Here is a 23644-nt window from a genome sequence, read left to right as displayed (position 1 = left end):
GTGACGGATCGCAAGTGAGTGGATGAACAGAGAGTGCCGCTCTGGGACGCTTCTTACAAGCAGACGACGAAGGGACTTTAAACCTTGAGGGTTGAAGCTAGTCTCAACAGTAAGCCGCACAACGGCTTGCCGCCGGCTGACGCCGGACACTCACCAAGACCTGCCATGAGCAGGTGCGACATGAGGTTTTTATGAAAATCCGTGAACTCGCCCAGCATTGGGAAGAAACCGCCAAGGGTCGCCTGACCGATACCGGCTACACGATTCATCTGGATGTGGAAGCTGCCGCACGGCTGGCGGCGATCGCCGAGATGTACCCCAAACGCCACGCCGAAGAACTGCTCGGCGAGCTGATCGGCGCCGCCCTCGAAGAGTTCGAAGCGAGCCTGCCGTATGTGAAAGGTTCGAACGTGGTCGCCACCGACGAGGAAGGCGATCCGTTGTATGAAGATGTCGGCCCGACTCCGCGTTTTCTCGCGTTGTCGCGGCGTCATCTGCATGACTTGTCGGCCGCTGCCGGCAAGCAGAAACACTGATCCCTGACCCTTCAAAACTGTGGGAAACGGTTTGCCCTCGATGGCATCAGTTCAGCCGCAAACGGGTTGAATTTGATGGCCTCATCGCTGGCAAGCCAGCTCCCACAGGGACTGTATTTTCCCTCCGCTTTACGCCATTTTTCGCCCGCGCGTACCACTCTCCCCCGTCAAAGTTCCCGGTTTAGAGCCTTGTCCAATTGGTCAGAATATTTTTTGGCGATGAGCCATCTTTTCTGAACTTTTGAAAAATGCCTTCGGTCGGAACAGGTAACCACGCCTGGAACGAGCGTTTCAAAACGCACTTGCACATGACGGTTGCGGCTCCGCTACCAGGATGGATTTCGAAGCTTTCAAGGAGTTAACCAATGGAGTTGAAGACCATGAAGACCCAAACCTCGTTTTCCCACCTGCGCGGTCTGAAACTGGCCGCTCTCGCCATCGGCACCAGCTTCGTGCTGGCCGGTTGCGCCGGCAATCCACCGACCGAGCAGTACGCCGTGACTCAATCGGCGGTCAACAGCGCGGTCAGCGCCGGCGGTACCGAATTCGCCGCCGTGGAAATGAAGCAGGCGCAGGACAAACTGAAACAAGCCGAAATCGCCATGCACGACAAGAAGTATGACGAGGCTCGCACATTGTCCGAACAGGCCGAGTGGGACGCCCGCGTCGCTGAACGCAAGGCTCAGGCGATGAAAGCCGAACAAGCTGTGAAGGATTCCCAGAAAGGTGTTCAGGAACTGCGTCAGGAAAGTCAGCGCACCGTGCAGTAAGCGCGCATCCCGACCGCAAGGCTGAAACTCTTATCGATAGAAAGGACGAACGATTATGCGTAAACAACTGATGATCCCCGCTCTCCTGGCCGCAAGCGTTGCCCTGGCTGCCTGCTCGACGCCGCCGAACCCGAACCTGGAACAGGCGCGCACCAACTACGCCGGCCTGCAAGCCAACCCGCAGGCGAGCAAAGTCGCGGCGCTGGAAACCAAGGATGCCAGCGATTACCTGGACAAGGCCGACAAGGCTTATCTGGACAAGGAAGACCAGCACAAGGTCGACCAACTGGCTTATCTGACCAACCAGCGCGTGGAAGTGGCCAAGCAGACCATTGCCCTGCGCACCGCTGAAAACAACCTGAAGAACGCCGCCGCCCAACGTGCCCAGGCCCGTCTGGACGCTCGCGATCAGCAGATCAAGCAGCTGCAGGACAGCCTCAACGCCAAGCAGACCGATCGCGGTACGCTGGTCACCTTCGGTGACGTGCTGTTCGCCACCAACAAGGCCGACCTGAAATCCAGCGGTCTGGTGAACATCAACAAACTGGCGCAATTCCTCCAGGAAAACCCTGATCGCAAAGTGATCGTCGAGGGCTACACCGACAGCACTGGCGCAGCGAACTACAACCAGTCGCTGTCCGAGCGTCGCGCGACTTCGGTGCAGGTTGCACTGATCAAGATGGGTGTCGATCCGTCGCGCATCGTTGCCCAGGGTTACGGCAAGGAATACCCGGTAGCGGATAACACCTCCGTCTCGGGCCGTGCCATGAACCGTCGGGTGGAAGTGACCATTTCCAACGACAACCAGCCAGTGGTACCGCGTTCGGCCGTGAGCTCGACCGCGCACTGATGTGCTGAGCTGTAAATGAAAAGCCCCGCCTGAGTGATCAGGCGGGGCTTTTTTGTCTGACGCAGATTTACTCTTCGAGCTTCTGCGGCGTCTCTTCGCCCATGCAGCGCACAGCTTTTTTCTGTGCATTGACCAGCACCCCGGTCAGGCCTTTCTGTTCGGTGTCGAACAGCACCAGCACGCCATCGATGCACTGCGCCACTTGCGGCGCCGGGGTCAGGGAGACTTTGTAGTCTTCGCCGGGAATGGTCTTGAGCATGGTGAATTCGTTGAGCAGCAACGCATCCTCGGGTTTGGCGAAGTGCAGGTAGCCGTAGTACCACAGGGCGCCGACGGTGCCGAGGATGCTGCAGATGCCGGTGATGATCAGCGGGATGGCGTTACGTTCTTCACTCATTGCGGACTCTCTGGTGGTTCGTCTTCAGAATTCGGGGGTGTTGGATAATTCGGGATCTCGCCGAGGCGGCGCAGGCCGTTGAAGTGTTCGGGATCGTCGAGGTAGCGCAGCATCACCTGACGCCAGACCGGGTCGCCGAAGGTCTGCACGTGTCCGCCACGGGTCAGTTGCAGCACGCGCGGTGGCGGCGCAGCTTGATACAGACGGATGCCGTTGGAAAGGGGCACCAGCGGATCGTCGAGGCTGTGGAAGATCAGTTTCGGCACGCCGTTGAGCTGCGGCATGGCGTTGATCGCACTGTCGCCGTCCGGCACCAGCCACGACAGCGGTACTTGAAACGGCCAGGTCAGCCACGAGGTGCTGAGGGCGTATTGGCCGACGCTGCGGTAACTGGCGGGCACGCCGTCGAGTACCAGCGCCTTGAGCTGTTTTTGCCTTTGCGGATGTTGCACCAGCCAATGCACCGCCATCGCCCCGCCCAGGCTCTGACCCAGCAGCACCAGCGGTTTGCCTTTGACTTCCGGCGCCTTGTCGAGCCAGGCGAAGGCGGCATCGATGTCCTGATAGATCGCCGGCAGGCTCGGTTCGCCCTCGGACAAACCGTAACCGCGATAGTCCACCAGCAGCACCTGATAGCCGTTTTTCGGCAACCACCAGCTCCCGCCCAAGTGCATCGGCAAATTGCCGCCGTTGCCGTGCAGGTGCAACACCGTGCCCTTGACCTCGACCCCGGGCTTGGCCGGCAGCCACCAGGCGTTCAGTTTGAGGCCGTCGGCGGTGGTCAGGGTGACGGTGCGGTATTCGAGTTTGGCCTTTTCCGGGGTGAAGATCTGCCCTGGTTCGGGATAGAACAGCAAGGAGCTGCAACCGCCGAGGGTCAGGAGCAGGCAAAGGATGCCGAGGATTCTCATCCGGTGAAACCTCGCGAAGTTCGAATTCCCACGCGCAGCGTGGGAACCATCAATGGAGTTACAGGATGTTGGAGTAATCCGCCTCGATCCGGTCCAGGCTCAAGTGATTGAGGAAGTTGGAGAAGCACATCCACGCCGACAACGCGTTCATGTCGCGGAACTGGTCCGGCAGGTACTTGGGCGGCACCACCAGGCCTTCGTCCACCAGCTGACGCAGGGTTCGCATGTCCTCAAGCGTGGTCTTGCCGCAGAACAGCAACGGGATCTGCTCAAGCTTGCCCTTGCGCACGGCCAACTGAATGTAGTTGTAAACCATGATGAAGCCCTTGAGGTAGGACAAGTCTTTGGTGAATGGCAGACCGGTCGGCGTCGATCCACGGAAAACCCGACTGGCGTTGCCGTAGCTTTCCGCCATTTCGAAGCCCTGCTCGCGGAAGAACTCGAACACCTGCAGGAAGTCCGCGCCCTCCTCGACCATGTGAATGGCGCGGGTGCGGTTGGTCAGTTTGCGCAGGCGGCTTGGGTAGGAGGCGAAGGTGATGATTTCCATCAGGATCGCCAGGCCTTCCTGAGTCACCGTCGACGAGGGCGGGCCTTTGGACAGGAAGGTGCAGATCGGCTGGTTCAAACCGTTGAGCGTGGTGCCGACGTGCACCAGGCCTTCGTGGACTTCCAGCGCGCGCACGTCGCGGTCGTTGAACATCGCGTCGGTGCGGATCTTGATGTAGTCGGCGCCCGCCGCCGCGTCGGCGACGATACCGTCGGACTCGAACACGCGGATGGTTTCCTCGGCCTCGCCGAACACCTTGTTCAGGCGGGTTTGCAGTAGATGCACGGCGTCCTTGGCGGTGAGGATCTTCGGTTCGTCCTTCAGGTCGCCACGGCCGTCGATGTTGTTCAGGTAATCCGACATCATCAGGCCAAGGTCGGCCAGGGTCGGGTCACCGGCGTGGAACGCATCGGACGCGGCGCCGTACAGCTCTTGGGAAATCAGACCGAAATCTTCGGTGCCGCGCGCTTCGAGCATGCGTACCACCATCCGGTATTCCTTGCACATGCGGCGCATGATCTGGCCAACCGGGTTGAACTGGCCGAGCTGACGGGTGATGTCCCGTTCGATGTTCTGGAATTCCAGCTTCACCTTGCTCGAATCAAAGGACAGCGGCCGGTTGAGGTAGTAGTCGCGATCCACCGCCGGCAATTCCTTGCCCTTGGCCTTGAGGAACCCCTTGCGGATGTTCTCGTCCCACTTGACCGCGTCGAGCACGCGGATCGGCGTCTGCGCCAGCACTATGCGATCGGACAGAATGCGTATCGTCTGCTGGTAATCGTCCACCCGAAACTCCTGTAGAAAACGTGACGAACTGAATTATTTGGCTTTGGCCTGATGCTGATAGCGCGCCGCTTCGACGAAAACGTCGGAATTGGCCGGGTCGTCGAGGTAAGCAAAGACCTTTTCAAGCGGGCTGTCGACCTGCACGCCGTCGCCGTCATCGGTCTGGAAGCCCTGGCCGTCGAGGGTCTTCTGGGCGATGGCCTGGTTGATCTGTTCGAGGTCGAGGTTGTAGATCACCAGTTCGCGCTTGTCGGTGATCTCGAAACCGGCAATGGTGAAGTGCCCGCCGTATCGCGCCGGCACCTTCGCCGACAGGTACCAGCGGTTGCCGTGGCGCGACACTGTGAACGGATAGGCTTCACGCTCGCGGGGTTTGGCTTTGAAGTACGCAACCGCCTGATAGCGGTCGTTGCCCAGACGCGTCAGCTCCAGATTCATCGGCTCGCCCCAGGCATTGGTGCTCGACCATTTGCCGAGCAGGCCCTTGGGCGCCGGTTCACTGGCAGGCAGCGGTTCGCGAAAGGTCACCAGACAACCGCTGAGCAGCAGGAACGACAAGGCGATCAGCACGCCACGCCAGGCTTTCATTCGACACTCCCTAGAACACCCGTTTCTTCTGATCGTTCCTACGCTCCGCGTGGGAATGCATACAGTGACGCTCTGCGTCACATTGGACGCGGAGCGTCCATGGCGGCATTCCCACGCAGAGCGTGGGAACGATCAGGGTCGAGAATTACACCGACGCGAGTACCAGGTGCATATAGCGCGTCAGAATGCCGAGCATGTCCTCTTCGGCCAAAGGCTCGGCGTCGTTGAGCAGGCCCTGATATTCCATCCGTCCGATAATCGCCGTCAACACCTTGGCATCCTGCTGCGGCTCGCGCGAGCCCAATACCTGGAACAACTGGCAGGTGCCTTGCAACAGAATCTGCTGATGGGAGCGCACTAATACCGCCAGACGCGGGTTGAGCAGTGCTTCCTGACGGAACGCCTGTTCAGCCATCAAATGCTCGCGACGGTTGACCAGTTGCCGGTGCACGTAGTCGGCCATCAACCGGGCGATATCGTCGGCCAGTTGCGAACGCGACTCCGGGCTGCCGTCGCCGCTGACCACCATCTCGCGCAGCAGGCCTTCGTTGTTGATCCACAGCTTGGCCATGTAGGCCGCACTGCGTTCGACGTACTGGGCGAAGGTATCGGTGAGCAGGTCATCGATGTCCTTGAAGTAATACGTGGTGGCCGACAGCGGCACACCGGCCTCGGCCGCCACCGCACGGTGACGCACGGCGCGTACGCCGTCGCGCACGACAATGCGCATCGCCGCATCGAGAATGTCCTGTCGACGCTGTTCACTGCCCTGCCGGCTGGCCTTGCGGCCCTGGTACTGAACACTTTCAGCGACCGCAGTGGCGATTCCCGCTGCACCCTCTTGAGCCATTGCACCGATCACGACAGGCATACCTCTGTTGTTTTCTTCAAAATTAACCATTTGATACGTTTGTACCAGACAGGCAATAAAAAGCCGCCCATTTCAGGCGGCTTTTTTATTGAAACACTTACGCTTGTGGCCGCATGTGCGGGAACAGGATCACGTCGCGGATCGACGGGGAGTTGGTCAGCAGCATCACCAGACGATCGATGCCGATACCTTCACCGGCCGTTGGCGGCATGCCGTACTCCAGCGCACGAACGAAGTCGGCGTCGTAGTGCATGGCTTCGTCGTCGCCGGCGTCCTTGTCGGCCACCTGGGCCATGAAGCGCTCGGCCTGGTCTTCCGCGTCGTTCAGCTCGGAGTAGGCGTTGGCGATTTCACGGCCGCCGATGAACAGCTCGAAGCGGTCGGTGACGTTCGGGTTGTCGTCGTTGCGACGGGCCAGCGGCGACACTTCGAACGGGTACTGGGTAATGAAGTGCGGCTGTTCCAGCTTGTGCTCGACCAGTTCTTCGAAAATCATCACCTGCAGCTTGCCCAGACCTTCGAAGCCCAGCACCTTGGCGCCGGCCTTCTTGGCGATGGCGCGCGCCTTGTCGATGTCGTTCAGGTCATCGGCGGTCAGCTCAGGGTTGTACTTGAGGATCGAGTCGAACACCGACAGGCGCACGAACGGCTCGCCGAAGTGGAACACCTTGTCGCCGTACGGCACGTCGGTGCTGCCCAGAACCAGCTGCGCCAGTTCGCGGAACAGCTCTTCGGTCAGGTCCATGTTGTCTTCGTAGTCGGCGTAAGCCTGGTAGAACTCCAACATGGTGAATTCAGGGTTGTGACGAGTCGAAACGCCTTCGTTACGGAAGTTGCGGTTGATCTCGAACACTTTTTCGAAGCCACCAACCACCAGACGCTTGAGGTACAGCTCCGGCGCGATACGCAGGAACATTTCCATGTCCAGCGCGTTGTGGTGGGTTTCGAACGGCTTGGCCGCGGCGCCGCCAGGAATGGTCTGCAGCATCGGCGTTTCGACTTCGAGGAAGTCGCGCTTCATCAGGAAGCTGCGGATGTGCGCGATCACTTGCGAACGGACGCGGAAGGTCTGGCGCACGTCTTCGTTGACGATCAGGTCAACGTAGCGCTGACGGTAGCGCTGTTCGGTGTCGGTCAGGCCGTGGTGCTTGTCCGGCAGCGGGCGCAGGGATTTGGTCAGCAGGCGCACGCTGGTCATCTCGACGTACAGGTCGCCCTTGCCGGAACGGGCCAGGGTGCCTTCGGCGGCGATGATGTCGCCCATGTCCCAGGTTTTCACCGCGGCCAGGGTTTCTTCGGACAGGGTCTTGCGGTTGACGTAGACCTGGATGCGACCGGTCATGTCCTGGATCACCATGAACGAGCCACGGTTGAGCATGATGCGACCTGCAACCTTGACCGGGATCGCAGCCTCTGCCAGCTCTTCCTTGGTCTTGTCCGCGTACTGTTTCTGCAGTGCTTCGCAGTAGTTTTCGCGGCGGAAGTCGTTCGGGAAGGCATTGCCCTTGGCGCGCTCGGCAGCAAGCTTTTCCTTGCGCAGGGCGATCAGGGAGTTTTCTTCCTGTTGCAGGGCTTGCGGGTCGAGTTGTTGGTCGCTCATGTCTTTAAATATTCCATCACAGGTTCGTTGCCCCCGCCGATGACGGGGGACTTGAGGTCGGGTGAAAGCTTACAGGCCCGATTTCAGGCTGGCTTCCAGGTATTCGTCGATGTCGCCGTCGAGCACCTTGTCGCAGTCACTGCGTTCGATGTTGGTGCGCAGATCCTTGATCCGCGACGCATCGAGCACGTACGAACGGATCTGGTGACCCCAGCCGATATCCGACTTGGTGTCTTCCAGCGCCTGGGACGCCGCATTGCGCTTCTGCATTTCCTGCTCGTACAACTTGGCCCGCAGCATTTTCATGGCGGTGTCCTTGTTGGCGTGCTGGGAACGTTCGTTCTGGCAGCTCACCACGGTGTTGGTCGGTACGTGGGTGATACGTACGGCCGAGTCGGTGGTGTTTACGTGCTGACCACCGGCACCGGAGGAACGATAGGTGTCGATCCGCAAGTCTGCCGGGTTGATTTCGATTTCCACCTTGTCGTCGATCTCTGGCGAGACGAAAACCGCGGAGAACGAAGTGTGGCGACGGTTGCCGGAGTCGAACGGGCTCTTGCGCACCAGACGGTGCACGCCGATCTCGGTACGCAGCCAGCCAAAGGCGTATTCGCCCTTGATGTGCACGGTCGCACCCTTGATCCCGGCGACTTCACCGGCCGACAGTTCCATGATGGTCGCGTCGAAACCGCGTTTGTCGGCCCAGCGCAGGTACATGCGCAGCAGGATGTTGGCCCAGTCCTGGGCTTCGGTGCCGCCGGAACCGGCCTGGATGTCCAGGTAGGCGTTGTTCGGGTCCATCTCGTGGCTGAACATACGGCGGAATTCGAGCTTGGACAGGGACTCTTCGAGACCTTGAAGGACTTCGACGACGTCGTTGACCGCGCCCTCGTCGTTCTCTTCAACGGCCATGTCCAGCAGCTCGCGGCAATCGGCCAGGCCACCGTTCAGTTCGTCGAGGGTGTCGACGATCTGCGCCAGCGCAGCGCGCTCGCGGCCCAGTTCCTGGGCATATTCAGGTTTGTTCCAGACTGCAGGATCTTCAAGCTCGCGATTGACTTCGATCAGACGCTCATGCTTTTGATCGTAGTCAAAGATACCCCCGAATAGTTTCGGAGCGCTCGGACAGGTCCTTGATGGTGTTCAGGATCGGGTTGATTTCCATGACGGGCAGCACTCGTTGGCGAACTTTTGAAAGCCGGCGAGTATAACGTAATCAAGCTGTCACGGCAGCCCGTCTGGCGGCTCTTGAGGCGAATGAACCCAATGGTTCATTCGATCCCCACCTGATTGCGCCCGTTGTTCTTGGCCAGGTACAGGCCACGGTCCGCCGCCGAGATCAGCAACCGGCAGTCGCTGCCCGACTCCGGCACCATGGTTGCCAGGCCGATGCTGATGGTCAGGCTCGCCCCTTCGGCCGGGGCATTGTGCGGAATCTTCAGCGCCGCGACTGTCTGGCGCAGCTTTTCCGCCACCAGTCGCGCCCCGCCCGGCGAGGTGTTGGGCAGCACCAGCGCAAATTCTTCGCCGCCATAACGCGCCGGCAGATCGGACGGCCGGGCACTGGCCTCACGGATCGCCGTGGCGACCTTGCGCAAGGCTTCGTCGCCTTCGACGTGGCCGAAGGTGTCGTTGTAGGACTTGAAGTAATCAACGTCGATCATCAGCAGCGACAACTGGCTCTGGTCGCGCAGCGAGCGGCGCCATTCCAGCTCCAGGTATTCGTCGAAGTGCCGGCGGTTGGACAATCCGGTCAGGCCGTCGGAGTTCATCAGGCGTTGCAGGACGAGGTTGGTATCGAGCAATTGCTGCTGGCTGACCCGCAACGCGCGGTACGCCGCGTCCCGTTGCAGCAACGTCATGTAGGAGCGCGAGTGATAACGGATGCGCGCCACCAGTTCGATGTTGTCCGGCAGTTTCACCAGGTAATCGTTGGCCCCGGCCGAGAACGCCGCGCTCTTGATCAGCGGGTCTTCCTTGGTCGACAGGACGATGATCGGAATGTCCTTGGTCGCCGGGTGATTACGGTACTCGCGCACCAGGCTCAGGCCGTCGAGGCCGGGCATCACCAGATCCTGCAGGATCACGGTCGGCTTGATCCGCACCGCGTGGGCCACGGCCTGATGCGGGTCGGAGCAGAAGTGGAAGTCGATGTTCTCTTCATTCGACAGCCCACGGCGCACGGCTTCGCCGATCATCGCCTGATCGTCCACCAACAACACCATGGCGGCGTTCTCGTCGGTTTTGATGTCATCGATCTGTAAGTCATTCATGGGCGGTCACCTGAGTGCTGCGGGGGCCAGGATTGCGGATGGATGTGTTCATTTGGGGAAAATCTCCAGCAATCGTGGCGCTATCTTTTCCAGTGGACGGATTTCTACGGCCGCGTCGATGGCTGCGGCAGCCTTGGGCATGCCGTACACCGCACTGCTCTGCTGATCCTGCGCGATGGTCAGGTAACCCTGTTGGCGCATGAGCTTAAGCCCTTGAGCCCCATCGCGTCCCATCCCTGTCAATAAAACCCCTACTGCGTCACCGTTCCAGTAGTTGGCGACGCTTTCGAAAAACACGTCGATCGAGGGGCGGTAGATCTCGTTGACCGGCTCGGCGGTGTAAGCCAGCGTGCCGTTCTTGAGCAAACGAATATGGTGGTTGGTGCCGGCCAGCAGCACCGCGCCGGCCTGCGGCGGTTCGCCTTCGCGGGCCAGACGCACGTCGAGGCCGCTGGCGCTGGCCAGCCATTCGGCCATGCCGGCGGCAAACACCTGGTCGACATGCTGCACCAGCACGATGGCCGCCGAAAAGTGGCGCGGCAGGCCTTTGAGCAAGACTTCCAGCGCCGCCGGGCCACCGGCCGAAGAGCCTATCGCCACCAGTCGCTGGCGCGAGGCAGTACTGCGTGGTGTCGCAGGTGCGGGGCGCGAGCGGGCGGTTTTCTCGCCGATCAACCAGCCGATGTTGAGGATCTTGCGCAGCAGCGGTGCCGCCGCTTCCTGAGGATTGCCACCGCCGATGGCCGGGGTGTCGACCACGTCCAGCGCGCCGTGGCCCATGGCTTCGAACACCCGGTGCACGTTCTGCTGGCGGTCCACTGTGACGATGACGATCGCGCACGGGCTTTCGGCCATGATCCGGCGGGTGGCCTCGACGCCGTCCATCACCGGCATGATCAGGTCCATCAGGATCAGGTCCGGAGTGTTTTCCGCGCACAGGCGCACTGCTTCGGCGCCGTTGCTGGCGACCCACACCACCTGATGCGCCGGCTCGAAGGCCAGCGCACGGCGCAGGGCCTCCACCGCCAGAGGCATGTCATTGACGATTGCGATCTTCATGCCCGCGCTCCTCCGATGAGCTCAACCACCGCGTCGAGCAGGGCGTCGTCATGAAAACTGGCCTTGGCTAGATAATAGTCGGCGCCGGCGTCCAGTCCACGGCGCCGGTCTTCCTCGCGATCCTTGTACGACACCACCATCACCGGCAGCGATTGCAGACGGTTGTCGCGGCGCAGCAGCGAGACCAGTTCGATGCCGTCCATGCGCGGCATATCGATGTCGGTGATCAGCAGATCGAAATCCTCGGAGCGCAGGGCGTTCCAGCCGTCCATGCCGTCCACCGCAACGGCCACGTCGTAGCCGCGATTGAGCAGCAGCTTGCGTTGCAGTTCGCGCACGGTCAGCGAATCGTCGACCACCAGAATCCGTTTGCGCGCCGCTTCTGCGGCCTGATGGCCGTGACGCGCGATGCGTTCCAGACGCCCGGTGTTGAGCAGTTTGTCCACCGACCGCAGCATGTCTTCGACGTCGACGATCAGCACCACCGAGCCATCGTCGAGCAAGGCCCCGGCGGAAATGTCCTGCACCTTGCCCAGCCGCTCGTCCAGCGGCAGCACCACCAGCGTGCGCTCGCCGATGAAGCGCTCGACCGCCACGCCGTAGATTGCATCGCGCTCGCGGATCACCACGACTTTCAGGGTATCGCCGCTGTTCTGACTGGCCGGACGCTGCAACAACTGACTGGCCGCAACCAGCCCGACGTGCCGGCCTTCGTGCCAGAAATGCTGGCGCCCTTCGACCTGCACGATGTCCTCCGGCGCCAGGTCGCACATGCGCTCGATGTGCGCCAGCGGGAAGGCGTAAGCCTCGTCGCCGACTTCCACCACCAGGCTGCGCACCACCGACAGGGTCAGCGGCACTTCCAGATGGAAGCGACTGCCCTCGCCCGCCGTCTGCTCCAGCACCACCGCGCCGCGCAACTGGCGGACCATGTGCTGAACCGCATCGAGGCCGACCCCGCGACCGGACACTTCGGTGACTTTGTCGCGCAGGCTGAACCCCGGCAGGAACAGGAAGGTCAGCAGTTCTTCTTCGCTTAACTGGGCGGCGGTTTCCGCTGGCGACAACTGACGTTCGACGATGCTGCGGCGGACCTTTTCCAGATCCACGCCGTTGCCGTCGTCGCTCAATTCCAGCACCAGCAGACCGGCCTGATGCGAGGCGCGCAGACGGATCAGGCCCTCTTCGGACTTGCCTTTGAGCAAGCGTTCTTCCGGGGTTTCGATGCCGTGATCGACCGCGTTGCGCAGCAGGTGCGTCAGCGGTGCTTCGAGTTTTTCCAGCACATCGCGGTCGACCTGAGTCTTCTCACCCTCGATCTCCAGCCGCACCTGCTTGCCAAGACTGCGACCGAGGTCCCGCACCATCCGCACTTGCCCGGACAGCACATCGGCGAACGGCCGCATGCGGCAGGCCAGCGCGGTGTCGTAGAGCACTTGTGCGCGCTGACTCGCTTGCCAGGCAAATTCGTCGAGTTCGGCGTTTTTCTCGGCCAGCAGTTGCTGGGATTCGGCAAGCAAACGGCGCGCGTCTTCCAGCGCTTCCTGGGCCTCAAGGCTCAGGGCGTGTTCCTTGAGATGAACGTTGAGACTTTCCAGCGCCCGCAGACCGTTGTTCTGCATGCGCTTGAGACGCTGCATGGTGGCCAGGTGCGGCTTGAGGCGCTGGGTTTCCACCAGGGATTTGCTCGACAGATCGAGCAGGCTATTCAGGCGTTCGGCGGTGACCCGCAGCACCCGCTCGCCACCTTCGGTGGTGCGCTTGCTCTTGCGCGGCGCGGGTTCCGGCTCGGCAACCTCAACCGGGATTTCAACGGGCGCGGGCTCAACCACCGGCGGTGGCTGAAGCTGCAACTCCGCCATCACTGGAGCACTCGGAGCGGCGGGCACCACGGCCGGTGCCGTCGGATCGAGCAAACCGCCCATCAACGCCACGTAAGCCTCGATGTCCGCAGGCTGCGGGCCATTGGCCGGGGTGGCGATGCGCATCAGCAAGTCGGTGCCCTGCAACAGCGCATCGATATGTTCCGGGCGCAGGAACAACCGCCCTTCCTGGGCGCTGACCAGACAATCTTCCATTACGTGGGCGACGCTGACGCCGCTGTCGATGCCGACGATCCGCGCCGCGCCTTTCAGCGAGTGCGCCGCACGCATGCACGATTCGAGCTGATCGGCCTGGGTCGGGTTGCGCTCCAGCGCCAGCAGCCCGGCGCTGAGCACCTGGGTCTGGGCTTCGGCTTCGAGGCTGAACAGCTCGAGCAAGGAGGCGTCGCGCATTTGCTCGGGGGTCATGTGAGGCTCCGGGACACGGCGGACAACAGCTGTTCTTCATCCAGCCAACGCAGGCTGCGACCTTTGAAAGGCAGCACGCCTCGGGTGTATTTGGCGCTGGCCTGTGCGCCGGACCGCGACGCGGCATCGAGGATTCGCTCATCGATGGCGTGAATCCCGTCGACTTCGTCCACCGGCACCACCACTGGCCCGCCCTGGGCCGAGATGATCAGCATGCGCGGCATGATCCGCGCGCCGGTCGCCGGGGCTGCGTTGCTGTCGAGGTCGAGCAGTTCGACCAGCGACAGGCACGCCACCAGCGCACCGCGCACGTTCGCCACGCCGAGCAAGGCTCGGGAGCGCTGGTGCGGCAGCGAGTGAATCGCCTGCAACGGCGCGACCTCCACCAGACTGCGCGTGGCCAGGCCGAGCCATTCTTCGCCAAGGCGGAACATCAGCAGCGAACGGGTCTTCAGCTCGGTTTCGACCTGAGTCGCCACCGGATCGCGCTCGTCCTGCTGCAACGCATAGCGGTCGAGCAAACGCGTGGCCGCGGCGGAATACACCGAGCAATTGCGGCAATGGATGTGCTCGTCCAGCAGCGGACAGGACTTGTCGCCGTGGATGCCGATGCGATTCCAGCAATCGTCGATGGCCCGGGCGTCTTCGTGGGTGACGTTCAAGGTGTCGGACGGGATCATCGTTTACGCTCACTGTCGGCAGTACGGTCGCTGCGGGCGGCGCGCTCCTGCAATCGTCTGGCGCCGGCCGTGTCGCCCTGGGCCTGCAGCAGCGCGGCCAGGTGCATCAGGGCTTCGGGGTGTTGCGGTTCGAGGTACAGCGCCTTGCGGTAAAAGCCCTGGGCTTCGAGGGCGCTGCCGGCGACATCGCTCAGCAGGCCGAGCCAGTAAAACACCTGAGCCACCGGTTCATGGCTGCGCAAATACTGTTCGCACGCGGCCCGGGCCTCGGCACTTTTGCCTTCGTTGGCCAGGGCGGCGATGTTGGCCAGCAACGTCGCGGCGTCAGGGTTGGTGCTTTTAGCCGTCGCGGGCAACGGCGTCACGCCAGCAAACGGGCGGTTGCGCACCGGCGGCGGTGGCGTGCTGCGCACCGGTTGGCGCACAGGCAACGGCACCGGAATCGCGGTCGGCATCGGCAACGGTTCGGGCTGCGGTTCGCTGTGACGGCTGAAGGCGAAGGACTGCGGAATCCCGATCGAACGCATGCCCAACCGCCCGAGCAGACTGCCCTCGGCCGGGCCGATAAACAGCACGCCATCGACATGGGTCAGGCGCTTGAGCACGGCGAATACCTGCTGCTGGGTCGGCTGATCGAAATAGATCAGCAGGTTGCGGCAGAACACGAAATCGAACGGCGGCTCGTTGACCAGCAATGAAGGATCAAGCACGTTGCCGACATGCAGGCGCACCTGCTCGCGGACGATTTCATTCACCCGATAGCCTTCGTTCTCGGCGAAAAAATGCCGCTCACGAAAGTCCAGTTCCTGGCCGCGAAACGAGTTCTTGCCGTATAGCGCGCGCCGCGCCTTGTCCACTGACAAGGGGCTGACGTCCATGCCATCGACTTTGAATTGATGGGGCTTGAGGCCCGCATCGAGCAAGGCCATGGCAATCGAATAGGGTTCTTCCCCGGTGGAACACGGCAGGCTGAGGATGCGCAGCGCACGCATGTTGTTCAGTTCGCCCAGACGTTTGCGCGCCAGTTTGCCGAGGGTGGCGAAGGATTCCGGGTAACGGAAAAACCAGGTCTCGGGGACGATCACCGCTTCGATCAGCGCCTGCTGTTCATCCCGCGAGCCTTGCAGCGTCTGCCAGTACTCATCGGCATTCACGGTTTGCGACAGGGTGATGCGCTGGCGCACGGCCCGCTCGATGATCGCCGGCCCGACGGAGGCGACGTCGAGGCCGATGCGTTCTTTGAGGAAATCGAAGAAGCGCTGGTCGCTGCTCATGGCTGCTCCTCAAGCCGCGCCGGATCCAGCGGCGGTGTCGGGAACAACAGCGTGCGCACCGACTCGTCCAGCAAGTCGTTGACCCGCACCCACTGCACCAGCCCTTGGGCGTCTTCACGCACCGGGCCGAGGTACGGCGCCTGACGATTGTCGAGGCCGTACGGCTGGAAATCATCCGGGTTGCAGCGCAGGGTATCGGTGGCCTGTTCGAGGATCAGGCCCAGCCATTGCGAGGTTTGCGAGTCATCCGCGCGGTAATGCACCAGCACCAGCCGTGTGCTGGTGCGCGCTTCGGCAGGATGGCCGAACGTCAGGGCACTGAGGTCGATCACCGGCACCACCGTGCCGCGATAGGCGAACACCCCCGCCACCCAGTGCGGCGCCCGGGCAATTGGTTTCAACGGCAGGCGCGGCAGCACTTCGGCCACTTCCGTGGCACGCAAGGCGTAGCGTTCGCTGCCGATGCGAAACAGCAGGAACAACGCCTGCTTCGCCACCGGTGCAGCGCTGCGTTTGGCGGTGATTTCGCTCATCAGACTTTGAATCGCGAAACGCCGCTGCGCAGGCCCACGGCCACCTGGCTCAGTTCGTCGATGGCGAAACTGGCCTGACGCAACGACTCGACCGTCTGGCTGCTGGCATCACCCAACTGCACCAGCGCGTGGTTGATCTGTTCGGCGCCGGTGGCCTGGGCCTGCATGCCTTCGTTGACCATCAACACCCGCGGCGCCAGCGCCTGCACCTGATGGATGATCTGCGACAGCTGCTCGCCGACCTGCTGCACTTCGGCCATGCCGCGACGCACTTCCTCGGAGAACTTGTCCATGCCCATCACCCCGGCGGACACTGCCGACTGGATCTCGCGGACCATCTGTTCGATGTCATAGGTGGCGACAGCGGTCTGATCCGCCAGACGCCGCACTTCAGTGGCGACCACGGCGAAACCGCGACCGTACTCGCCAGCCTTCTCCGCTTCGATCGCGGCGTTCAGGGACAACAGGTTGGTCTGGTCGGCGACCTTGACGATGGTCACGACCACCTGATTGATGTTGCCGGCCTTCTCGTTGAGGATCGCCAGTTTGGCGTTCACCAGATCCGCCGCGCCCATCACCGAATGCATGGTGTCTTCCATGCGCGCCAGGCCTTGCTGCCCGGAACCCGCCAGCACCGAGGCCTGATCGGCGGCGGTGGAGACTTCGGTCATGGTGCGCACGAGGTCACGGGAGGTCGCCGCGATCTCGCGGGACGTCGCGCCGATTTCAGTCGTGGTGGCGGCGGTTTCGGTGGCGGTCGCCTGTTGTTGCTTGGACGTAGCGGCGATCTCGGTCACCGACGTGGTGACCTGCACCGACGAGCGCTGGGCCTGGGACACCAGCGAAGTGAGCTCGGCCATCATGTCGTTGAAGCCGGTTTCCACGGCGCCGAACTCGTCCTTGCGGTCGAGGTTCAAGCGGCTGCTGAGGTCGCCGGTGCGCATGATTTCGAGGATCTGCACGATGCGGTTCATCGGCGCCATGATCGCGCGCATCAGCAGCAGACCGCAGAGGCCGGCCGCCAGCACGGCGATCAGCAACGAGATGAACATGCTGACCTTGGCCGCCGATACCGCTTCGTCAATGTTGACCATGGCCTGATCGGCGACTTTCTTGTTCTCGCCAATGATGTCGTTGAGTTTCATCCGGCCGCTGTACCAGGTCGGCGTCAGTTTCTCATTGAACAGCTTGACCGCATCGGCTTCCAGATTGCGTTTGTGCAAGTCCAGAACCGAGTTCTGGATCTGCATGTAAGCCTCGTGATACTTCTCGAAAGCAGCGAATTCGTTACGGTCTTCATCCGTCGCCATAGTGCTGCGGTAGTTGGCCATCTGCTCCTGCAAGCGGGTTTCGAACGCCTTGTAGTCCGCCGCATCTTCAGTGCTGATGCCCTCGCCCTGCTTGAGGCCGAGCAACTCCTGGGTCTGCAGATAACTGTCGACCCACGCCCCACGAATCATCGAGCTGTAATAGACGCCGGGAATCGCGTCGTCACGGACGCTGTTTTCACTGGCTTCGATCTTCAGCAGCCGCGAATACGAGACGACCACCATCAGCAGCATGATGGCGATAATCACCGCAAAGCTCGCCAAAATGCGTTGGCGCAACGTCCAGTTCTTCACAGTCAGTCCTCGGGGCGGGTGGAAATGCGGGGGAGTATAGCTGAGGGCGGTGTTTCATTTATAAGACGGTTTGCCGCGCTCAGGCCTTTCGGTCATGAAACGCGATGGGCTCTGGACTGGGACTTTCCGGCAATCAGCGGTCAGCGTGCCAGTGGCGCATTGGCAAAAAGGGGCGATGGATCGGCCATTTCAGCTGCCGCAACGAAAGAACCCGCCATCCTGTGCAGGATCGCGGGTTCTTATATCGCTGACAGCGATTCTATTGGGTAGCTACACGGACCTGCTTCTCCAACTCCACCTTCAACCCTGGCTCCAGCTTCAGTTGCCGCGCCAGTTCATCCAGATAGCTCTTCTCCATGAAGTTCTCCTCATCCACCATCATCACACTCGCCACGTACATTTCGGCGGCCATCTCCGGCGTGCTCGCTGCGCGGGCGACGTCGGTGGGGTCGAGGGGTTTGTTGAGTTCGGCGTGGAGCCAGTGTTTGAGCTCCTGATCGTTGTCGAGTCTGGTGAATTCGCCTTCGATCAGTTGGCGTTCGCGGTCGTCAATGTGGCCGTCGGCCTTGGCGGCGGCGACCAGGGCTTTGAGGATGGCCTGGCTGTGTTGTTCGACTTGCGCCGGTGGCAGGCGATCGAGGGTTTGCGGTTCGCTTTGCGGGGCGGTGCCTTTTTGGGCGTTCCAGTTGCCATAGGCTTTGTAAGCGATCACGCCCAGTGCGGCGAGGCCGCCGTAGATGGCGACTTTACCGCCAACCTTGCGGGCCTTTTTACTGCCCAGCAACAAGCCCATGGCGCCGGCTGCCAGAGCACCGCCGCCTGCGCCTGACAGCAAACCGCCGAGTGCGCCATTACTGGAAGATCCGCCCAGCAAGCCGCCCAGACCACCGGCAGCCGGTTTGTTCTGCGCCCCGCCCGCCTTGTTCTGCAGCAGATCCTGGCCGGACTTGAGGAGTTGATCGAGCAATCCACGGGTGTTCATGTTCCGTCTCCAAACTGGGGTTATCCGGATCAATAAGGCCCTCAGCCTAGTTCGAAAGTGCCCGTCACTTGGGTGCGAGTGTGCTTCCAGATGTTGCCTGGCCCACCGCAGCCCTTCGCGAAAATAGATATACACTCGAGGCAATCTATAAAAACCGCCCACCGGGTATTCCTTCCATGATGACCTTGCGTCAGATCCGCCATTTCATCGCCGTGGCCGAGACCGGCTCGATCTCTGCCGCCGCGCAAACCGCGTTCATTTCCCAATCGACTCTGACCCTGGCCATCCAGCAACTGGAGGAAGAAATCGGCGTCAGCCTGTTCAATCGCCACGCCAAGGGCATGACCCTTACCCATCAGGGCCACCAGTTCCTGCGCCAGGCGCACCTGATTCTGGCGACCGTGGACAACGCCAAACGCAGCCTGCAACAAAGCACCGATCAGGTTGCCGGGCAGTTGATCGTCGGCGTGACCAGCCTGGTGGCCGGTTATTACCTGGCGGATTTGCTGACCCGTTTCCAGCGCGCCTACCCCAATGTCGAGATCCGGGTGATGGAGGACGAGCGGCCGTACATCGAGCATCTGCTGGTCAGCGGCGAGATCGATGTCGGGGTGCTGATCCTCTCCAACCTCGAAGACCGCCACGCGTTGCAGACCGAAGTGCTGACCCACTCGCCGCACCGTTTGTGGCTGCCGGCCCAGCATCCGCTGCTGGAACACGACAGCATCAACCTCGCCGATGTGGCCCGTGAGCCGTTGATTCAGCTGAACGTCGACGAAATGGATCGCAACGCCCAGCGCCTGTGGCGCGGGGCCGGACTGCAACCGAAGATCACCCTCAGAACTGCCTCGACCGAGGCCGTACGAAGTCTGGTCGCGGCGGGTCTCGGCGTGTCGATCCAACCGGACATGACCTACCGCCCGTGGTCGCTGGAAGGCGACATCATCGAGGCGCGGCCAATTGCCGACCTCAACCAGACCCTCGACGTCGGTCTGGCCTGGCGTCGCGGCACCGCCCGCCCCGCGCTGGTCGATCCTTTCCTGACCGTGGCCCGCGAGCAGCCTCACGGCGGACGCAAGCCATCTATTTAATCGAATGCCACCTTCAGTATTTAGAATTTGTCGACCCCGGAGCCGCGCACTAGTCTTGCTGCATCTATAAGACGGTCGGCTCCCGGAACAGGGAGCAACATGGCCATACAAGAAAAGAGATCCCGGAAAATGGCTGGCGCGCAGACCCACATGCACACCGCGTTGCTGATCGACGGCGAACTGGTCGCCGGCCAGGGTTTTGTCGAACCGATCCTCAACCCGGCCACCGGCGAAGTCCTGACCCAGATCGCCGAAGCCAGCACCGAGCAAGTCGAAGCCGCCATCCTCGCCGCCCACCGCGCCTTTGCCGAGTGGTCACGCACCACCCCGCAACAACGCTCGAATTACCTGCTGGAAATCGCCAACGCCGTCGAGAAACACGCCGATCACCTCGCCCGCCTCGAAGCCCTGAACTGCGGCAAGCCGCTGCATCTGGCGCGGCAGGACGATTTGACCGCCACCGTCGATGTATTCCGCTTCTTCGCCGGCGCCGTGCGCTGCCAGACCGGTCAGCTCAGCGGCGAATACGTGCCGGGCTACACCAGCATGGTGCGCCGCGATCCAATTGGCGTCGTCGCCTCGATTGCGCCGTGGAACTACCCGATCATGATGGCCGCGTGGAAGATCGCTCCGGCCCTCGCCGCCGGCAATACGCTGGTTTTCAAGCCGTCCGAGCACACACCGTTGTCGATTCTGGCGCTGGCGCCAGCGCTGGCCGAGATCCTGCCGCGCGGGGTGATCAACATCGTCTGTGGCGGCGGTGAAGGCGTTGGCAGTCACTTGGTCGGGCATCCGAAAGTACGGATGGTGTCGCTGACCGGCGATATCGTCACCGGCCAGAAAATCCTCCAGGCCGCTGCCAAAACCCTAAAGCGCACCCACCTCGAACTCGGCGGCAAGGCCCCGGTGATCGTGTGCAACGATGCGGATCTCAAAGCCGTGGTCGAAGGCGTGCGCACTTATGGCTATTACAACGCCGGGCAGGATTGCACGGCGGCTTGCCGGATTTACGCCCAGGCCGGGATTCACGACAAATTGGTGGCTGAACTCGGCGCAGCGGTCAGCAGTTTGCGCTTCGCTGGCAAACGCGATGCCGACAACGAAATCGGCCCGCTGATCAGCACCCGTCAGCGCGACCGCGTGGCCAGCTTCGTCGAGCGCGCCCTCGGTCAGCCGCACATCGAGCGGGTGACCGGCGCAGCGGTCCATTCCGGCGCAGGGTTCTTCTATCAGCCAACCCTGCTGGCCGGGTGCAAACAGAGCGATGAAATCGTCCAGCGCGAAGTCTTCGGCCCGGTGGTGACCGTGACCCGCTTCGACGAACTGGCGCAAGCGGTGGACTGGGCCAATGACTCGGAATACGGCCTCGCCTCGTCGGTCTGGACCCAGAACCTGGACAAGGCGATGCAGGTCGCCGCACGCCTGCAGTACGGCTGCACCTGGATCAACAGCCATTTCATGCTGGTAAGCGAAATGCCCCACGGCGGGCTGAAACGATCGGGTTACGGCAAAGACTTATCCAGCGATTCGCTACAGGACTACAGCGTGGTGCGGCACATCATGGCCCGCCACGGCCAGCATCTCTGACTACGCTAATAACAAGCCGACCACGGTATGCTTCACCGCGTTCACAACTGCCCCGACCATAATTTAAAGAAGAGGGTTCACCATGTTCGTGCACAAGACCGCACTGCTCAGTGCAATCACCACGGCCCTGCTGGCCAGCGCCAGCCTGCAGGCCGCCGAGCCGCTGAAAGCCGTCGGCGCCGGCGAAGGCCAGCTGGATATAGTCGCCTGGCCCGGCTACATCGAACGCGGTGAAAGCGACAAGGCCTACGACTGGGTGACCGGTTTCGAGAAGGTAACCGGCTGCAAGGTCAATGTGAAAACCGCCGCCACCTCTGACGAAATGGTCAGCCTGATGGCCAAGGGCGGTTACGACCTGGTGACGGCGTCGGGCGATGCCTCGCTGCGGTTGATCGTCGGCAAGCGTGTGCAACCGATCAACACCGCGTTGATCCCGAACTGGAAATCCCTCGACCCGCGCCTGAAAGACGCGCCGTGGTACGTGGTCAACAACCAGACCTACGGCACCCCGTACCAGTGGGGCCCGAACGTGCTGATGTACAACACCAACGTGTTCAAGACCGCGCCGACCAGCTGGAACGTGGTGTTCGACGCGCAGAACCTGCCTGACGGCAAGCCGAACAAGGGTCGCGTGCAGGCCTACGACGGCCCGATCTACATCGCCGACGCGGCGCTCTATCTGAAATCCACCAAGCCTGAGCTGGGGATCAAGGACCCGTACCAGCTCACCGAAGATCAGTACAAGGCTGTGCTGGAACTGTTGCGAGTGCAGCAGAAACTGATCCACCGCTACTGGCACGACACCACCGTGCAGATGAGCGACTTCAAGAACGAAGGCGTGGTCGCGTCCAGCGCCTGGCCGTATCAGGTCAACGGCCTGATCAACGAGAAACAGCCCATCGCTTCAACCGTGCCGAAAGAAGGCGCCACCGGTTGGGCCGACACCACCATGCTGCACGCCGAAGCCAAGCACCCGAACTGCGCGTACAAGTGGATGGACTGGTCGCTGCAGCCGAAAGTCCAGGGTGATGTGGCGGCGTGGTTCGGTTCGTTGCCGGCGGTTCCGGCGGCTTGCCAGGGCAGTGAGCTGCTCGGCGCCGAGGGTTGCAAGACCAACGGGTTTGATCAGTTCGACAAGATCGCTTTCTGGAAAACACCGCAGGCTGAGGGTGGGAAGTTTGTGCCGTATAGCCGGTGGACGCAGGACTACATTGCGATTATGGGCGGTCGCTGACACGCCGCTCTAGCCCGATCGTTCCCACGCTCTGCGTGGGAACGATCAATTCGAATACTGTTTTTCAGAAGTCCAGGCAGGGCCGCTGCGACGGCCTTCGCCTTTTCGGAGCACCGCATCATGACGCTTGCAGTCCAGTTCACCAACGTTTCCCGGCAGTTCGGCGAGGTGAAGGCCGTTGACCGGGTTTCCATCGATATCCAGGACGGCGAGTTCTTTTCCATGCTCGGCCCCTCCGGTTCGGGCAAGACCACGTGCCTGCGCCTGATCGCCGGGTTCGAGCAACCGAGCGCTGGCTCGATCCGCATTCACGGTGCCGAAGCCGCCGGCCTGCCGCCCTATCAACGCGATGTAAACACGGTGTTTCAGGATTACGCGCTGTTCCCGCACATGAACGTGCTGGACAACGTCGCCTACGGTTTGAAAGTCAAAGGTGTGAGCAAAAACGAGCGCCACAAACGCGCCGAAGAAGCGTTGGACATGGTCGCCCTCGGCGGCTACGGCGCCCGTAAACCGGTGCAGTTGTCCGGCGGTCAGCGCCAACGTGTCGCCCTCGCCCGCGCCCTGGTCAATCGTCCGCGAGTGCTGTTGCTCGACGAGCCGCTGGGCGCCCTCGACCTGAAGCTGCGGGAACAGATGCAGAGCGAACTGAAAAAGCTGCAACGCCAGCTCGGCATCACCTTCATCTTCGTCACCCACGATCAGACTGAAGCGCTGTCGATGTCCGACCGCGTGGCCGTGTTCAACAAGGGTCGTATCGAACAGGTCGACACCCCCCGCAATCTGTACATGAAACCCACCACGACGTTCGTCGCCGAATTCGTCGGCACATCGAACGTGATTCGCGGTGATCTGGCGCGCCAGCTCAGTGGTCATCCGCAGCCGTTTTCGATCCGCCCGGAACACGTGCGTTTCGCCGAAGGCCCGCTGGCCAGCCATGAAATCGAAGTCAGCGGCCTGCTCCACGACATCCAGTATCAGGGCAGCGCCACGCGCTATGAACTGACCCTGGAAAACGGCCAGACCCTGAGCATCAGCCAGGCCAATAATCAGTGGATCGACAGCAGCGCGCAGCACCAGACCGGCCAGCGAATCAGCGCACGCTGGGCGCGGGAAGCGATGATTCCGCTGCACGACACCGTTGCGAGCGGGGTGTGAC

At 61.9% G+C, this 23644-nt stretch carries 22 protein-coding genes; 7 read left to right on the top strand and 15 right to left on the bottom strand.

Annotated elements, in window-relative coordinates; translation table 11 throughout:
- Positions 1 to 191 precede the first annotated feature (191 nt).
- The 3 genes from PMI24_RS13430 (at position 192) to PMI24_RS13420 (ending at position 2156) form a co-directional block, all read left to right on the top strand.
- Positions 192 to 536 (top strand): hypothetical protein, encoded by a 345-nt coding sequence (locus PMI24_RS13430; RefSeq protein WP_007954711.1) that lies wholly within the window; start codon positions 192 to 194, stop codon positions 534 to 536.
- A 365-nt stretch (positions 537 to 901) separates the two neighbouring features.
- Entirely contained in the window at positions 902 to 1306 is a 405-nt protein-coding gene (locus tag PMI24_RS13425; protein ID WP_007954708.1) for a DUF4398 domain-containing protein, read from the top strand.
- Between the two features lie 55 nt (positions 1307 to 1361).
- Positions 1362 to 2156: an OmpA family protein gene (locus PMI24_RS13420; RefSeq protein WP_007954705.1), complete on the top strand. Its 795-nt coding sequence runs from the start codon at positions 1362 to 1364 to the stop codon at positions 2154 to 2156.
- Positions 2157 to 2223: 67 nt separating this feature from the next.
- On the opposite strand, the gene PMI24_RS13415 is transcribed toward PMI24_RS13420, so the two are convergent.
- From PMI24_RS13415 to PMI24_RS13340, 15 genes are all read right to left on the bottom strand, one after another.
- Positions 2224 to 2553: a hypothetical protein gene (locus tag PMI24_RS13415; protein WP_007954703.1), complete on the bottom strand. Its 330-nt coding sequence runs from the start codon at positions 2551 to 2553 to the stop codon at positions 2224 to 2226.
- Entirely contained in the window at positions 2550 to 3464 is a 915-nt protein-coding gene (locus PMI24_RS13410; protein ID WP_007954702.1) for an alpha/beta hydrolase, read from the bottom strand. Before PMI24_RS13410 ends, PMI24_RS13415 begins: the two co-directional genes overlap by 4 nt.
- Before the next feature lie 58 nt (positions 3465 to 3522).
- Complete coding sequence (locus PMI24_RS13405) at positions 3523 to 4800, bottom strand: flavohemoglobin expression-modulating QEGLA motif protein (RefSeq protein ID WP_007954701.1); 1278 nt, start codon at positions 4798 to 4800, stop codon at positions 3523 to 3525.
- A 33-nt stretch (positions 4801 to 4833) separates the two neighbouring features.
- Entirely contained in the window at positions 4834 to 5388 is a 555-nt protein-coding gene (locus tag PMI24_RS13400; RefSeq protein WP_007954700.1) for a hypothetical protein, read from the bottom strand.
- A gap of 145 nt (positions 5389 to 5533) precedes the next feature.
- Positions 5534 to 6238, bottom strand: a complete 705-nt coding sequence (locus PMI24_RS13395; RefSeq protein ID WP_045121751.1) for a TetR/AcrR family transcriptional regulator — start codon at positions 6236 to 6238, stop codon at positions 5534 to 5536.
- A 118-nt stretch (positions 6239 to 6356) separates the two neighbouring features.
- Entirely contained in the window at positions 6357 to 7859 is a 1503-nt protein-coding gene (lysS, locus tag PMI24_RS13390) for a lysine--tRNA ligase (RefSeq protein ID WP_007954693.1), read from the bottom strand.
- 69 nt (positions 7860 to 7928) lie between these two features.
- Positions 7929 to 9024, bottom strand: a protein-coding gene (gene prfB, locus PMI24_RS13385) for a peptide chain release factor 2 (RefSeq protein WP_102621447.1) whose coding sequence is annotated in 2 segments (ribosomal slippage) — positions 7929 to 8951 and positions 8953 to 9024 — 1095 coding nt in all. Because the reading frame shifts where the segments join, the coding sequence is not laid out codon by codon here.
- 106 nt (positions 9025 to 9130) lie between these two features.
- Entirely contained in the window at positions 9131 to 10132 is a 1002-nt protein-coding gene (locus PMI24_RS13375) for a response regulator (protein ID WP_007954690.1), read from the bottom strand.
- Between the two features lie 48 nt (positions 10133 to 10180).
- Positions 10181 to 11191, bottom strand: coding sequence for a chemotaxis response regulator protein-glutamate methylesterase (locus PMI24_RS13370; RefSeq protein WP_007954689.1), 1011 nt, complete (start codon positions 11189 to 11191; stop codon positions 10181 to 10183).
- On the bottom strand, positions 11188 to 13482 hold the full coding sequence (locus tag PMI24_RS13365; RefSeq protein ID WP_007954681.1) for a hybrid sensor histidine kinase/response regulator: 2295 nt from the start codon (positions 13480 to 13482) through the stop codon (positions 11188 to 11190). Before PMI24_RS13365 ends, PMI24_RS13370 begins: the two co-directional genes overlap by 4 nt.
- Entirely contained in the window at positions 13479 to 14162 is a 684-nt protein-coding gene (locus PMI24_RS13360) for a chemotaxis protein CheW (RefSeq protein WP_007954679.1), read from the bottom strand. The genes PMI24_RS13365 and PMI24_RS13360 overlap by 4 nt, the downstream gene beginning before the upstream one ends.
- Complete coding sequence (locus PMI24_RS13355; RefSeq protein WP_007954677.1) at positions 14159 to 15436, bottom strand: CheR family methyltransferase; 1278 nt, start codon at positions 15434 to 15436, stop codon at positions 14159 to 14161. The genes PMI24_RS13360 and PMI24_RS13355 overlap by 4 nt, the downstream gene beginning before the upstream one ends.
- A complete protein-coding gene (locus PMI24_RS13350; RefSeq protein ID WP_007954675.1) occupies positions 15433 to 15969 on the bottom strand; it encodes a chemotaxis protein CheW in 537 nt (178 codons plus the stop codon). Before PMI24_RS13350 ends, PMI24_RS13355 begins: the two co-directional genes overlap by 4 nt.
- Positions 15969 to 17591 carry a methyl-accepting chemotaxis protein gene (locus PMI24_RS13345; protein WP_007954673.1) on the bottom strand — a complete coding sequence of 541 codons (1623 nt, stop codon included), beginning with the start codon at positions 17589 to 17591 and terminating at the stop codon, positions 15969 to 15971. Before PMI24_RS13345 ends, PMI24_RS13350 begins: the two co-directional genes overlap by 1 nt.
- A 259-nt stretch (positions 17592 to 17850) precedes the next feature.
- Positions 17851 to 18573, bottom strand: coding sequence for a tellurite resistance TerB family protein (locus PMI24_RS13340; RefSeq protein ID WP_007954672.1), 723 nt, complete (start codon positions 18571 to 18573; stop codon positions 17851 to 17853).
- Between the two features lie 176 nt (positions 18574 to 18749).
- Between PMI24_RS13340 and PMI24_RS13335 the strand changes: the two genes are divergently transcribed.
- The 4 genes from PMI24_RS13335 to PMI24_RS13320 all read left to right on the top strand — a co-directional run bounded on the left by PMI24_RS13335 (position 18750) and on the right by PMI24_RS13320 (position 23643).
- Positions 18750 to 19664, top strand: coding sequence for a LysR family transcriptional regulator (locus tag PMI24_RS13335; protein WP_007954670.1), 915 nt, complete (start codon positions 18750 to 18752; stop codon positions 19662 to 19664).
- 99 nt (positions 19665 to 19763) lie between these two features.
- On the top strand, positions 19764 to 21251 hold the full coding sequence (locus PMI24_RS13330) for a gamma-aminobutyraldehyde dehydrogenase (protein WP_045121745.1): 1488 nt from the start codon (positions 19764 to 19766) through the stop codon (positions 21249 to 21251).
- Positions 21252 to 21333: 82 nt separating this feature from the next.
- Positions 21334 to 22485, top strand: coding sequence for a putative ABC transporter substrate-binding protein YdcS (gene ydcS / locus PMI24_RS13325; RefSeq protein ID WP_007954666.1), 1152 nt, complete (start codon positions 21334 to 21336; stop codon positions 22483 to 22485).
- Between the two features lie 120 nt (positions 22486 to 22605).
- Positions 22606 to 23643: an ABC transporter ATP-binding protein gene (locus PMI24_RS13320; RefSeq protein ID WP_007954665.1), complete on the top strand. Its 1038-nt coding sequence runs from the start codon at positions 22606 to 22608 to the stop codon at positions 23641 to 23643.
- Position 23644: the final 1 nt, after the last annotated feature.

The sequence above is a fragment of the Pseudomonas sp. GM25 genome (assembly GCF_000282255.1).
Classification (GTDB): domain Bacteria; phylum Pseudomonadota; class Gammaproteobacteria; order Pseudomonadales; family Pseudomonadaceae; genus Aquipseudomonas; species Aquipseudomonas aphyarum.
The sequence above is the reverse complement of the archived record's forward strand: the minus strand, read 5'-3'. Positions and strand labels throughout refer to the sequence as shown.